The 12,494-nt window shown below is 58.9% G+C and carries 12 protein-coding genes and 1 tRNA gene; 9 read left to right on the top strand and 4 right to left on the bottom strand.

Annotated elements, in window-relative coordinates; all coding sequences use genetic code 11:
- Nucleotides 1-3: 3 nt before the first annotated feature.
- On the bottom strand, nucleotides 4-1,776 hold the full coding sequence (gene sppA, locus HAD_RS11500; RefSeq protein WP_035571150.1) for a signal peptide peptidase SppA: 1,773 nt from the start codon (nucleotides 1,774-1,776) through the stop codon (nucleotides 4-6).
- A gap of 196 nt (nucleotides 1,777-1,972) precedes the next feature.
- Between sppA and HAD_RS11505 the strand changes: the two genes are divergently transcribed.
- The 9 genes from HAD_RS11505 (at nucleotide 1,973) to HAD_RS11545 (ending at nucleotide 9,223) form a co-directional block, all read left to right on the top strand.
- Nucleotides 1,973-2,047: transfer RNA gene (locus HAD_RS11505), tRNA-Gln, on the top strand.
- A gap of 429 nt (nucleotides 2,048-2,476) precedes the next feature.
- Complete coding sequence (locus tag HAD_RS11510; RefSeq protein ID WP_035571151.1) at nucleotides 2,477-3,244, top strand: DUF3450 domain-containing protein; 768 nt, start codon at nucleotides 2,477-2,479, stop codon at nucleotides 3,242-3,244.
- A gap of 33 nt (nucleotides 3,245-3,277) precedes the next feature.
- The gene (locus HAD_RS11515) at nucleotides 3,278-4,672 is read left to right on the top strand and encodes a MotA/TolQ/ExbB proton channel family protein (protein WP_035571152.1); all 1,395 of its coding nucleotides are present in this window, start codon (nucleotides 3,278-3,280) and stop codon (nucleotides 4,670-4,672) included.
- A gap of 36 nt (nucleotides 4,673-4,708) precedes the next feature.
- A complete protein-coding gene (locus HAD_RS11520; protein WP_034762936.1) occupies nucleotides 4,709-5,218 on the top strand; it encodes a MotA/TolQ/ExbB proton channel family protein in 510 nt (169 codons plus the stop codon).
- Nucleotides 5,218-5,637 carry an ExbD/TolR family protein gene (locus HAD_RS11525; RefSeq protein ID WP_035571153.1) on the top strand — a complete coding sequence of 140 codons (420 nt, stop codon included), beginning with the start codon at nucleotides 5,218-5,220 and terminating at the stop codon, nucleotides 5,635-5,637. Before HAD_RS11520 ends, HAD_RS11525 begins: the two co-directional genes overlap by 1 nt.
- Nucleotides 5,638-5,649: 12 nt before the next feature.
- Nucleotides 5,650-6,066, top strand: a complete 417-nt coding sequence (locus HAD_RS11530) for an ExbD/TolR family protein (protein ID WP_035571154.1) — start codon at nucleotides 5,650-5,652, stop codon at nucleotides 6,064-6,066.
- A gap of 9 nt (nucleotides 6,067-6,075) precedes the next feature.
- Nucleotides 6,076-6,699 carry an energy transducer TonB gene (locus HAD_RS11535; protein WP_035571155.1) on the top strand — a complete coding sequence of 208 codons (624 nt, stop codon included), beginning with the start codon at nucleotides 6,076-6,078 and terminating at the stop codon, nucleotides 6,697-6,699.
- A gap of 227 nt (nucleotides 6,700-6,926) precedes the next feature.
- Complete coding sequence (locus HAD_RS11540) at nucleotides 6,927-7,616, top strand: energy transducer TonB (RefSeq protein ID WP_084331905.1); 690 nt, start codon at nucleotides 6,927-6,929, stop codon at nucleotides 7,614-7,616.
- 206 nt (nucleotides 7,617-7,822) lie between these two features.
- Nucleotides 7,823-9,223: a tetratricopeptide repeat protein gene (locus HAD_RS11545; RefSeq protein WP_035571157.1), complete on the top strand. Its 1,401-nt coding sequence runs from the start codon at nucleotides 7,823-7,825 to the stop codon at nucleotides 9,221-9,223.
- 67 nt (nucleotides 9,224-9,290) lie between these two features.
- Here HAD_RS11545 and HAD_RS11550 read toward each other — a convergent pair whose 3' ends face one another.
- From HAD_RS11550 to HAD_RS11560, 3 genes are all read right to left on the bottom strand, one after another.
- Nucleotides 9,291-10,631 carry a vWA domain-containing protein gene (locus tag HAD_RS11550; protein ID WP_035571158.1) on the bottom strand — a complete coding sequence of 447 codons (1,341 nt, stop codon included), beginning with the start codon at nucleotides 10,629-10,631 and terminating at the stop codon, nucleotides 9,291-9,293.
- Nucleotides 10,632-10,652: 21 nt separating this feature from the next.
- Entirely contained in the window at nucleotides 10,653-11,645 is a 993-nt protein-coding gene (locus HAD_RS11555; protein ID WP_035571159.1) for an AAA family ATPase, read from the bottom strand.
- Nucleotides 11,646-11,767: 122 nt separating this feature from the next.
- Nucleotides 11,768-12,367: a hypothetical protein gene (locus HAD_RS11560; RefSeq protein WP_035571160.1), complete on the bottom strand. Its 600-nt coding sequence runs from the start codon at nucleotides 12,365-12,367 to the stop codon at nucleotides 11,768-11,770.
- Between the last annotated feature and the right edge of the window lie 127 nt (nucleotides 12,368-12,494).

Consider the following 12,494-nt stretch of genomic DNA (forward strand, 5'->3'; position numbering starts at 1 on the left):
CGCCTAGCGCTCATTCATGCGCGGGACGATTGCCTGGGCTTCGCCAGCGCTGAGTGCCCGGGCCGTTGCCAATTCATCCAGCAGGACCTGAACGCGTTTGTCATTCGTGATGCTGGAGATCGCCGCCATGGATTCCGCCGTTTGGGCGGAGGCGCCGAACAGGCCTTCCAGGGCTTCGAAGCCGGATTTGCGATGCGGATAGTAGATCAGGCGAGGTGTGGCGTCGGCGTCGATGCCAGCCAGTTCCTTCGCTTTCTCGATTGCGTCGGTGAAGGAGCCGATCTCATCCACCAGGCCGCGGTCGAGCGCATCTTCACCGCTCCACACATGGCCGCGCGCTACATCGTGAACTTCATCATAGGTCATGCCCCGGCCGTCGGCGACGATGCCGACGAAGCGGTCGTACCCGCGTTTCAGCGATGCCTTTACCTCGGCTTCCTGCTCCGGCGTGAACTCATCCATGCCATAGGCATCGGCAAACTGGCCGCCAACCGAGACCGTGTCGAAGGTCACCCCCAGCTTGTTGAAACCGCCAGCGAGCGCGAACTTGCCGCCGAAGATCCCGATGGAGCCGGTGATGGTGGAGCGGTTGGCGACAATATAGTCGGCGCCGGCAGAGACATAGTAGCCTCCGGAAGCTGCCAGCGAGCCCATGGAGACGACGACCGGCTTGCCTTTGGCCTGCACGCGCTCAATCGCGTTCCAGATCTGGTCCGAAGCGGTCGGGGAGCCGCCGGGGCTGTCAACGCGGAAGACAATCGCTTTCACCTTGTCATTGTCACCGGCATCCAGAATGGCGCGGGCGACCGTGTCGGAAGCAAAGGCCGGTCCGGAATCAAAGGGTGAACCGGAGTTTGTGCCGCCCGTTACGACCGCCCCTTCACCGCCGACCACGGCGATGGCGGGCGCTTTCAGCGGCAGGGAAGGCGGCGTGTAGCTGGCAAGGTCGACGAATTCGGCGTCTTTGCCGGCTTTCTCCTTGGCCGCCTCTTCGGCTTGTTCGGGATACCCTTCCTTGTCCATCAGCTCATTCGCGATGATCTGCTCGGCCGTCATCGGGCCGCTTTCCAGGGCCGTTTGCACGTCAGCGACCGCGAGACCGCGATCAGCTGCGATGTCATTCAGAGATTGGGTCCAAAGGGACTGAGCCAGTTGTGTCATCGCCTCACGGTGAGGCGCGGTATAGCCGCTCTCATTGTAAGAGTTTGGTGCATTCTTGTATTCGTAAAAAGGATAGATCTCCGGGGTCACGTCGATCTTGTCGAACAGGCCCTTCAGGAATTCCGTCTCAAAGGTGACGCCCGCGGCGAAAACTTCGGAGCCTGGCTGGATCCAGACTTCGTCGGCGGGTGTGATGGACCGCAAAGCAGATGGGCCGCCGACACCAAACGTGCCTTGTGTATGGGCAATCACGAATTTTCCGGAGTCGCGGAAACTGAGCAGCGCTTCACGAAGTTCTTCTGCCCGGGAGCTTCCAATCCCGACTGTGGCGCCTCTCAGGTACAGGCCTTTCACCGAGTCATCGGCTTCGGCTGCCTGAAGTTTGGTCAAAAGGTCTACAAATCCGGGCGTTGCTGCAAAAGCTGCAATTCCGCTGACAGGCGCCTGATCGGAGTATTCCGAGTTCAGGTCGAGGGACAGAACGATGTTATCGGGCGTGTCCGGCGCAGACGATGTCGCGCTGAAAATGATTGCGACGAAGAAAATTCCCATCAGGAATAGGAAGAGAAACATGGCGACGAAGGCGCCTGCCATCGACAGGAAAAAAGTTCTCATTGGGGCGTGGTCTCCGGTTCTGACCATGAGGCAGTGTTGATACCTGATATTGTCGATTATCGATAAAATGTAAAGGTTAGGCTCTGCTAACAGGCGAAAATTGCAACAAAACGCAGGTATCAGGGAGGAACTGCTGGGATGCGGTGCGAAGGGGTGTTGCCAGCGAAAGAAAGAGTGGCTATCTCGGCGCCTCCGTTGGGGTGTCGCCAAGTGGTAAGGCACCGGTTTTTGGTACCGGCATTCCCAGGTTCGAATCCTGGCACCCCAGCCATCCTCTCCGGGCAGCACGTGCCTGTTGATTTTGCAGCTCGGTCAGCTTCTCATCATAGTTGAGTATTGCAGGTTTCCACTGCATGCGATGTGTTGCGTTCGTAGAGGCGGCGGATATTTTCTAAATGAATCGTAAAGCCTTGTTGATCGTGTCACAGAGGGTTGTTAGCGTCTGGTTTCACAGCTAAGGGCTTGGCCGCAGACCTGCCAGAAGGCGGGCCTTCAGGGATCAATGACAGAGGGTGGATAACGCCCCGCAAAACTCAGGGGAGGTGTTGGGCGGTCTCCGTCTCTCTGCTTCCAAGGGAACTTGCCCCGTTTGTGTGTGGGGCGTTGTAAGGACCGGGACGCTCTCGTTAGCAGAGTGCCCGAATGTCGGATTTCCCGCGCAACACCAGCGCGACCGTTTGGAGAGTGAGAGGCAAACCTCATGAAGAAACTTCTGTCACCAGCTCGCGGCGTGATTGCCGCGGCGCTTATCGCAGGACTGGCCATCCCGGCCCAGGCCCAGTTGCGCCAGGCGCTCGATGTCGGCGAACAGGCGACCCGCCGTGCAGAGCAGGTCCAGAACCAGATCAACCAGCTGGACGATGAGCGCACCGACATGGTGCGCGAATACCGTACGCTTCTGCAGCGCCGAGATGCTGCTGACCTGTACGCGAAACAGCAGGAACTGGTTGTTGCCTCGCAGCGCGAAGAAATCACTTCGCTGACCGAGCAGCTGGGCTCGATCGACGACATCACCGCTCAGACGGTGCCAATGCTTCTCAGCATGGTCGAAGACCTCAAGGCTTTTGTTGCCGCTGACCTGCCGTTCAAAAAGACCGAGCGTTCCGCCCGCCTCGAAGCGCTCGACGGCGTCATGACGCAGCCGGACGTGACCCCCGCTGAACAGTACCGCCTCATCATGGAAGCCTATCAGGCCGAAATGGAATATGGCCGCACGATCAGCACGTGGCAGGAAGAGATCGACATCGACGGCAATCCGACGACTGTCGACATGTTCCTCTACGGCCGTGTCGCCCTCGTTTACCTCGCGCCTAACGGCAAAGCTGCCCGGTACAACCGCGCCAGCGGATCGTGGGAAGCGCTTCCGGGCAAATATGTGGCCGACATCCAGCGGGCCATCCGTGTCGCTCAAGCCAAAGCACAACAGACTGTGCTGTTCGCTCCGATTCAGAAGTTCCAGGTCCAGTAAGGCCCGGCTCAGAGAACTAAGAGGAAAACCGTAATGTTGAATTTCAAATCCTCGCTGAAGGCTCTGGGTGCAGCTTCGCTGCTCGGCCTTAGCGCAATGACCATGGCCGCTCCGGCGTCCGCACAATCGCTGGCAGACGTGCTGAAGCGCGTTCAGGCTGACTCGAGCGAGATGACCGCTGAGAACCAGCAACGCCTGAAAGAATTCCAGCAGGACAAGAACGCCCAGGAAGCCAAGATGGCTGAAGCCCGGGGCGCTCTGAACGCTGCTGAAGCTCGGGGCCGCGCGCTCGGTGCAGAGTTCGATGCGAACGAAGCCACGCTTGGCGATCTGGAAGCCCAGGTCACCGAACAGGCTGGTGACTTCCAGGAACTGCTTGGCCAGTTCCGTTCGGCAGCTGGTGAAACCATGCCGGAAATCGCGAACTCCTTCGCAAACTTCGATTACCAGGGCCGCGTTGAAGGCATTGCCGAAATCGCTGAAGCCCGCACGCTTCCGAACCGCGCTCAGCTGGAACGTCTTCCGAAGGCCATCCTTCAGGAAATGATCGCCCAGTCTGAGGTGAAGCCGTTCACGGCCACTGTGGATGGTGTTGGTCCGGATGCTTCGAACGCTGATGTCGAACTGATGCGCGTCGGTGTGTTCACCGCGGCAACGACTGAAGGCACCAAGTTCGTCGAAGTCAAAAAGAAGGACAATGGCGACACCTACCTGCAGGCCTTCAAAACCCAGCCTGCCGGCTCTTACGCCGGTGCGATGAAGTCGCTTATCAATGCTGGCCCGGACCAGATTGTCCGCGCTCCGGTCGATCCGTCGAAAGGTAACCTGTTCGGTATCCTGGGCGACCTGCCGGTCCTCAGCGACCGTATCAAGCAAGGTGGCCCGGTTGGTGCAGTCATCATGTTCCTGCTGGCGATCGGCCTTCTGATCGGTCTCTACAAAATGTTCACCCTGTTCACGATGGGTGGCGCCATGCGCAAGACGGCGAAAACCCGTCAGGCAGGCGACGGCAATCCGCTGGCCCGTCTGTTCGAGACCTTTGAACAGAACCGTGGATCCGACATCGAAACGCTCGAACTCAAGCTCGACGAACAGATCCTTCGCGAATCGCCGCGTATCGAACGCTTCAACGACATCGTCAAAGTTCTGTCCGCCGTCTCTCCGCTGCTGGGCCTTCTGGGTACCGTCATCGGTATGATCATCACCTTCACGTCGATCACCATCTACGGTGCCGGCGATCCGAAGCTGATGGCTGGTGGTATTTCGGTTGCCCTCATGACCACGGTGTTCGGTCTCGTGTCGGCTATCCCGCTCCTGCTGGTGCACGCCATCATCGCTTCGATGGCTCGCGGTAATCAGCAGATTCTCGACGAACAGGCTGCTGGTCTGATCGCTGAGAAGGCGGAATCCCAGCGTGGTGCGGCGTAAGCCGCGCTACGTAAGCCTCACTGAGGAGGAGCCCCTATGGGTTTGCTAGATTTACAAGCTTTCCTCGACCGAGGCGGTCCGGTGTTGCTGGTCATTATGTTTGCAACATTCGTTATGTGGGCACTGATTTTGGAACGTGTGTTCTATTTCAGGTTCGCTCATAAACAGGTGGCCGCTGAGGCGATTGCGGAGTGGCGTTCGCGCTCCGACAGGAAATCGACCTTCGCTCATTGGATCCGCGACAAGCTGGTCTCTGAAGTCCGCATGAAGGCGGAGCAGAATGTCAGCCTGACCAAGGCAATGGTGTCTCTGGCACCTTTGCTGGGTCTGCTCGGAACCGTGACCGGGATGGTCGCCGTGTTCGACGTCATGGCGATCACAAATGGTGCAGACGCGAAGGCCATGTCGGCCGGTGTGTCCCGCGCCACGATCCCGACCATGGCCGGCATGGTGGCATCGCTGTCCGGAATTCTGTTCACCTCCGGCATGGACCGCCGGGTTGCCCGCTCGGTCCAGCAGGTTGAAGACGCGATGGAGATTAGCTGATGCGAGGACGTTCACATGACGCGCCTGAAGAGGCAAATGTCGACCTCACGCCGATGCTGGATGTTGTCTTCATTCTGCTCATCTTCTTCATCGTGACTTCGACTTTCGCCCAGGAGAAGGCGATGGGCCTCGAGCCCCCGCCGCCGCCTGCACCGCCTGATCAGGAGCAGCTGGAATCCGTTCCTGCCATTCTGATCTACGTGGATGAGTCCAACATGATCACTGTAAATGGCCGTACCACCGATATTGGGTCTGTTCGGGCCAACATCGAACGGGTTCGGGCGGAGACGCCGGAGAGCCAGGTCATAATTCAGGCACATCCGCGTGCGAAGAGTGGTGTCGTCGTCCTTATCCGGGACGCAGCCTATAACGCCGGCTATCAGACAGGGGTTAACCTTGTTCTGTCGCAGGACCAGTAAGAGGAGCACCCAATGGCACGCAGAAAACGCCAGGCTTTCGCCTCCGGGGGTGCAGAAGATGATGTGAACCTCACGCCGATGCTCGACGTGGTGTTCATTCTTCTGATCTTCTTCATCGTGACGGCGCAGTTCATTAAGGAACCGGGTGTTGGTATCATCCGTCCGGAAGTGGACAACAAGGCAGACGCCAAGCCGCTCGCCATCCTGATCGCGATCACCGACGAAAGCGAAATCTACATCGACAAGAAGCTGATTGCTCCGGAAGAAGTTGGCTTCACCATCAAGCAGATGCGTGAAGACAACCCGCGCGGTGAAATCGTGGTTCAGGCAGATGTGGATTCTTCCGCCGAAACGCTTGTCGACGTGATGGAAACCATCAACCGGCTCGATGGCGCGACCGCCATCAATATCTCGGCCAAGATTGACTAGGAGAACACCATGTTCACTAATCCCCTGACGAGACTTCTGGTTGGTGTCGCTATCGCCATTCCGATCGTTTATCTTCTCTTCATCGTGATGAACCAGCTCATCTCGGTGAAGGAAGTGAACTTGGAAAAAGGTGAGCAGCGGGTACTTACCGCCATCACGCCACAACAGCAGGACTCCGAGGTTCGCACGCGTCAGCGTTCGAAGCCGAAGCGGATCGACTCGGCCAAAAAGCCGCCGCCGCCGCCGAAGGTTTCGGCCACGAAGTCCAACATCAATCTGCCGACACCGCAGATTGAAGGGGCTGCCCCAACGGATCTGAACCTCGGCCGTATGCAGTCGCTGGCGATTGACCCGGTGGCCATCTCGGACCGTGACGCTCAACCGATCCGTCCGCCGGTGCCGACCTATCCGCAGCGCGCTGCGGAACGCGGCATCGAGGGAACGTGCGAAGTGCGCTTTGACGTGGATACCCGCGGCAAGCCGTACAACATTCAGGCAACTTGCTCTGACAACGTCTTCAAGCGCGAAGCTGAGCGGGCCGTTGGCCGGGTCGAGTTCGCACCGAAGATCGTGCGCGGTAAAGCGGCCGAGCGTCGGAACGTGGTTTACCCGCTGGAGTTCAAGCTTCAGTAAGCCACTGGCTTCATTGTGATTATCCTGGAAAAGGGCGCTCTTCGGGGCGCCCTTTTTCGTTCCGGTGGAGACTTCTGGTTCGTGCGATGCGAGGCGCAATGAGTCAGGATGGCCCGCAGTCATTGCAATCATCGATGGGAAGATTCTAACCCGGCCCACCATGTTTCCCTTGCGTCACCCTGACAAATATGTAATGTAATTACATAAATAAAAAGGCGGAGGAAAAGATGATCCAGATTAAGGGACACAGCATCAGCGGCGGTTCACTTGCTGTGCCGTTCGGCACTGGCAGCGCGCGCAGGATTGTAAGGCAGGATCGGCGGTTTCTAACTTCGATGCTGCCGGCGGCAGTGGTCACGCTCGGTCTGTTCGTCGCAATGACCCAGCTGATCCGGGTCGATGAGGTCGAGCTGGCGCCTGTGGTGCACAGGCCACTGCTGACAATCACGCCACAGCACAAGGAAAGTGAGCCAAACCTGATTGATCGGGTTCCTGCACCCGACGTGGATGTGGAGCTTCCGCCCATGCCGCCGGTCACGAAGACCGGTCCGACGGTGGAGGGCTTGCCTTTGCCGGTTATTGATCGCGGAGACTGGGACATTTCGAGGGAACCGATCCGCTTTGCGCCGCCTGCGCCGCAGCCCATCGCTGAACGTATTGCCCAGGCGATCCGGCCACCTGTTGCGTCTTATCCGGCGGATATGGCCCGGAGGGGACTGGAAGGCAGTTGCGACGTCCACTTCAGCCTGACGACGCGCGGATTGCCGTATGATATTTCAGCGACCTGTTCGCATGCAGGATTCGAAAAAGAAGCTGTCAGGGCGGTCGGCCGGGCCGAGTTCCTGCCAGAAATCAGGCAGGGAGTGCCTGTCGAGTCGCACAATTATGTCTATCCGATGGAATTCAAGCTGCAGTGATGTGGAATCCATGCGTTCTCATGTGTATCAGCATTGACGAAAGGGTCATGAGCGAACCATATCAGGAGCAAGTCACGACCAAGCTGGAAACGGGTCATTTGGCGCAGATAAAAAGCCTCAGAAGCCGCGCTGAAGTCCTTGATCCTGCCGGGCAATTCCGGTTGATTGGGTACAACTCCGCTAAGCCAGCGGTCAGGAGAGGAATTATGGGTATCAGATCTGTTCTCAAAGGCGCCGTCATTGCCGGCATCATGGTGTCAGTTGGCGCCGGTTCGGCACTTGCTCAGGCTTGCGAAGAAACAGAGTTTTCGTCGAAAACGGGCCAGCTTTATCTGGACGCCGAACAGGCGGCGATGACGAACAACGACTACGTTACAGCTGCCAACAAGATGAACCAGCTCAAATCGATGGGGCTGAATTGTTATGAAGAAGGCGCCGTCCTGAAGCTGTCTGCGTATATCAACATCCAGAAGGGTGACCGCAAGGCCGCTGTACGCGATCTCCTGTCCGCCCTGGACAAGGGATATATCGCTGACAAGGACCGGGCGCAGACCTATTACAATATCGCCCAGATCTACCTGCAGGAAGAGGACATCAATAAGTCCCTCGAATACATGAACAAGTGGCGGCAGGCTGGTGGCAAGCCGGACCGGACTCAGAAATGGCAGCTCGCGGTTCTCTACCAGCGGGTCGACAATTTCAAGGAAGCCATCAAGTGGGCTGAACTGGTCAAGGCCGAAGACGGTTCCAAATACGACCAGCAGCTCTATGATCTGTTGATCTTCCTCTACAACCAGGCTGACGATAAGGCCAAGCTCGCCAGCATTCTGGAAGAAGTGGTCGCGCACAACCCGACTGAACGTAAGTATTGGGACGCGATTGCGGGCAACTACTTCGCCAGTAACGAGGAGCGTCGTGCGTTTGAGGTCCAGAAGGCGATGTATCTCGCCGGTATGCTGAAGACCGAAGACGAGATCATGCGCATCGTGAACTTCTACAACCGGTTCAACGTGCCTTATCAGGGCGCCAAGATCCTCGAGAAGGAAATGAACGCTGGCCGTATTTCCCGCAATCTCGACCATCTCGAACTTCTGGCGAACCTCTATCAGGTCGCACGAGAGCACGAGAAAGCCATTCCGGTAATTCAGGCGGCTGCAGAAGCAGGCGGCGGCGGTGCCATGTATGAGCGTCTTGGCCGCTCCTATGCTGACCTTCAGCAGTGGGAAAATGCCGAAAACGCCCTTCAAAAAGCACTCAGCATGGGCGGCGTGAAAGATCCGGGCACCGCGTGGGTCCAGATTGGCCAGTCCCGCTATGAACGTGATGACCGTTCCGGCGCGCGTGAAGCCTTCCGCAAGGCTGGCAACCGGGCAGGCCGCAGCTGGCTGGGCTTCATGGATTCCGAAGAGGCGACAGCCTCGGCACTCGACTGCTTCCAGTATCAGTCGGCCCTGCTGAACGTCACCAACGAGGCCAAGATCTGTAAGCGCCTGTCAGTGCTGGGCGAAGATCAGATGACGGACAACTGCAAGACCGTGAACGAGCGTCTCGACGCCGCCGAAAAGGCCTTCAACGAAGCGCCGTCGTGCCGAGGTCAGCGGACCTGATCTGCGTCTGAAACGAATTTGGAAAAGCCCCGGCCAATGCGCCGGGGCTTTTTTTTGATTCTGCTGATCAGTTATAGGCGCTGAGAATTTCGTCGACCGCGCGTTCCAGGTCCTTCAGGGTCGAGACATGCGTGACCTGGGCGCAGAAGGGAGCGTAGCGGGGGATCACGCTGTCGCCAGTGCCCCAGAGGCCCGGACCTTCCGGGTTCAGCCAGATCACCCGCTTGGCGCGGGCGGCAAATTCGCGGAACAGGTCCATCCGCGGGTCGCCATAGTTCGAACGGGCATCGCCCAGGACGAGCAATGTTGTGCGCCGGTCGATGATTTGTTCATGGTTGATCTTCAGGTCAGACCAGGCCTGGCCATAACTGGTCGAGCCCATGCCGTATTCCCGCAGGATCTTCGTCATAGCCGTTTCGAAATCGTTCTGCTCCAGAACCTCATCCACCGAGCCGAGACGGAACGAGAAGGCGAAGGCGTGCATGTCCGGCACGACATCCTTCATCGACCAGAGCAGCAGGAGCAGGAAGCGCACATATTGCGCGACCGAACCGGACACGTCGCAGACCACGACAATCTTCGGCTTGTCCTTCCGCTTCTGGCGCCAGATCACATTGAAGGGAACACCATCGAAACCGGCATTGGCGCGCATTGTGCGGCGGACATCCAGCTGGCCGCGATTGCGGCGGCGCTTGCGGCGTGAATGCTTGACCGCGAGCCGCTTGGCGATCTTCGCGATCAGGCGCTTCATGCGCTCCATGTCGCTGCGGTCAATCGCGGAGAGCTTTTTCTCAGCGGCATAGTCGTCGCGGAATTGTTGCGTCTCTCCGGCGCCGAAGACCTGGAAGGCTTTTTCGGCGCGTTCCCGGGCTTTCATTGTGACATCCCGGCGGACATCAATCAGGCGCTGGGCTTCTGCGTCGCCGTCCTGACCACCTTGCTGCAGGGCTTCAAGCAGGCGCGCCTGCAGGGCTTCGCCGCCCATTTTCTTCACCATCTGCTGGGCGTAATACGCGACCTGGGTGGAGAAGCGGATATCGTCGGTTCCGGCTGCCTCGGCCGCTTTTTCAAGAGCGAGGGAAATGGCGCTTTCGTCTCCGGACTCCATCAGGTCGACGAGGTCGGATGCATCGGCTTGCGATTCGGATGTATCGGACGCATCCGCATCGTCCTGTTCGGACTGGGCGGAGGTTTCCTGTCTTGAGAAGTAGAGTTCAAACAGTTCGTCGAACGTCAGTTTCTCTTCCGGTGATTTTGCCAGCACGCAGGCGAGGGAATCCTTCAGCATGCTGCGGTCCGCATAGCCGATCAGCTTCAGCGTGTGGGCGGCATCCAGGGCCTCGCCGGTGGAGACCCGCACTTCCGAAGAGCGCAGGGCACGGATGAAGTTGGTGAGCGGGCGTTCCATGGACCCGTCAGTCCCCCTTCGTCATCCGAGATCAGGATAGCCGGACGCCGTGCGGCTGCCGGGTTTTTGTGCAACGGCTTCGCGCAGCATTTTCGGGACTTCCGGACCGATCACGGCAATGTCGCTCTCATGCTTCAGCAGCACATTCAGCGTATCGCGCACAAAGGTCTCGTCCAGTGCCGTGGCATGCAGCAGCAGAAGTGTTTTCGCCCAGTCCACGGTTTCGGCGATTGAGGGGCGCTTCTTGATGTCCACATCGCGCACCGACTGGACGAAGGAGACCATCTGGTCCAGCAGCGCCTCTTCAAGGCCATCGACGCGGGCGCGGACAATGCGGCGCTCGCGGGCGTGATCGGGGAAACCGATATGCAAGTGCAGGCAGCGGCGCTTCAGCGCGTCGCCCAGTTCGCGCACATTGTTCGAGGTCAGAATAACCAGCGGCGGCACATTGGCGGAAATCGTCCCGATCTCCGGCACGGTGACCTGATAGTCCGACAGGACTTCCAGCAGGAAGGCTTCGAATTCCTCGTCAGACTTGTCGATTTCGTCGATCAGCAGGACGGAACCGACTTCCTGTTTCATCGCCGTCAGCAAGGGGCGGGATTCCAGGAATTGCTCGGAGAAGAACAGGTCTTCGAACGTGGACAGCTTCCCAAGCGAGCTTTCCAGCGAGCCGGCATCGCCGATCACCTCGTTCAGCTTCTCTTTCAGGATCTGCGTATAAAGCAGCTGCTTGCCGTATTTCCATTCGTAAAGCGCTTTGCCCTCATCCAGGCCTTCATAGCATTGCAGGCGCAGGAGCGGCAGGTCGAGCCAGCGCGACAGCGAGGCGGCGAGGTCTGTCTTGCCGACACCGGCCGGGCCTTCGATCAGGATCGGCTTGCGAAGGCCGTGGGCAAGGAAAACAGCCGTCGAAATCTGCTTTGTGGAGATATACCCCACGCCTTCGAGGCCCGCAGTAATTGCGTCAACGGAAGTCATCGGCTCGTAGCCGGTGGGAAGGTCTTTAGCCATGCTTTCAGGGGTAGGGCGGGGGGGCAAAACTGGCAAGCCATATCGCGGGGGAAGCATCTGCCAGCACGTTTGCCCGGACACGCGTGTCGCGCACCGGCAGAAACCCTGATTGTGCGGTAAACTTAGCTCGTGTCGGCGGGCGGCCAGTCGCGCAGGGCTTGGGTCAGCTGTACGGTGAGGGCGCCGGAAACGATGCCGAGCGCAGCGGGCATGGCGTAGGTTTTCGGAATGGGCGCGAGATAAGGCCTGGCCTTGCTTTCAGCCTTCCAGCGCTGGATCGTGCGGGCGAGGCATTTCGAACGGCGCTTGGCGTGTTTCAGCGTGTCCAGCATGGCTTCCCAACGGGCGATCAGCGGCGCAGCGGGCACGGGGCCACGCGTCGGCACAATTAGCGGGCCGCGCAGGAAGTCCGGCGCTTCGCCCGCGGGCACAGGCAGCACGGAAAAGACCGCCTTGCGCGCTTCCGGTTCACCCTCACTCTTTTCGAAATAATTGCTTCCCGGACGCGGCTTCACGGGCGCCAGTTCCACCTGCAGCGCCATCAGGAAGATCAGACGGCGGAGCAGCACGGCCAGCCGCTTCAGCTCTGCCGAGACGCGGCGCTTCACAGTCTTCGGGATCATCTCCGGCTGTTTGAACAGATCGGCATTCACGCCCGCTTCCGCCATGGCGCGGGCGATCGTCTTGTAGGCATGAATGATGAAATCGGTGAGGTCTGTCATGGCACAGAGTTTGGTGCCGGGTTCTCTCGGGGAGGATATCTCTGTCGGGAGCGTGTTCGCACCCTCAACGAGAACAATGGGTTGCGGCAGACACCTGTGGTGGATTGCCACGAAATTATCCCCCCGA

It is taken from the genome of Hyphomonas adhaerens MHS-3 (genome assembly GCF_000685235.1).
Lineage (GTDB): Bacteria > Pseudomonadota > Alphaproteobacteria > Caulobacterales > Hyphomonadaceae > Hyphomonas > Hyphomonas adhaerens.

What these genes read in the sequence shown, in the direction of transcription:
- HAD_RS11555 (WP_035571159.1), bottom strand. Translation starts at nt 11,645, where the DNA reads ATGGCTAAAGACCTTCCCACCGGCTACGAGCCGATGACTTCCGTTGAC.
- HAD_RS11560 (WP_035571160.1), bottom strand. Translation starts at nt 12,367, where the DNA reads ATGACAGACCTCACCGATTTCATCATTCATGCCTACAAGACGATCGCC.
- HAD_RS11535 (WP_035571155.1), top strand. Translation starts at nt 6,076, where the DNA reads ATGTTCACTAATCCCCTGACGAGACTTCTGGTTGGTGTCGCTATCGCC.
- HAD_RS11520 (WP_034762936.1), top strand. Translation starts at nt 4,709, where the DNA reads ATGGGTTTGCTAGATTTACAAGCTTTCCTCGACCGAGGCGGTCCGGTG.
- HAD_RS11540 (WP_084331905.1), top strand. Translation starts at nt 6,927, where the DNA reads ATGATCCAGATTAAGGGACACAGCATCAGCGGCGGTTCACTTGCTGTG.
- HAD_RS11530 (WP_035571154.1), top strand. Translation starts at nt 5,650, where the DNA reads ATGGCACGCAGAAAACGCCAGGCTTTCGCCTCCGGGGGTGCAGAAGAT.
- sppA (WP_035571150.1), bottom strand. Translation starts at nt 1,776, where the DNA reads ATGAGAACTTTTTTCCTGTCGATGGCAGGCGCCTTCGTCGCCATGTTT.
- HAD_RS11515 (WP_035571152.1), top strand. Translation starts at nt 3,278, where the DNA reads ATGTTGAATTTCAAATCCTCGCTGAAGGCTCTGGGTGCAGCTTCGCTG.
- HAD_RS11550 (WP_035571158.1), bottom strand. Translation starts at nt 10,631, where the DNA reads ATGGAACGCCCGCTCACCAACTTCATCCGTGCCCTGCGCTCTTCGGAA.
- HAD_RS11545 (WP_035571157.1), top strand. Translation starts at nt 7,823, where the DNA reads ATGGGTATCAGATCTGTTCTCAAAGGCGCCGTCATTGCCGGCATCATG.
- HAD_RS11510 (WP_035571151.1), top strand. Translation starts at nt 2,477, where the DNA reads ATGAAGAAACTTCTGTCACCAGCTCGCGGCGTGATTGCCGCGGCGCTT.
- HAD_RS11525 (WP_035571153.1), top strand. Translation starts at nt 5,218, where the DNA reads ATGCGAGGACGTTCACATGACGCGCCTGAAGAGGCAAATGTCGACCTC.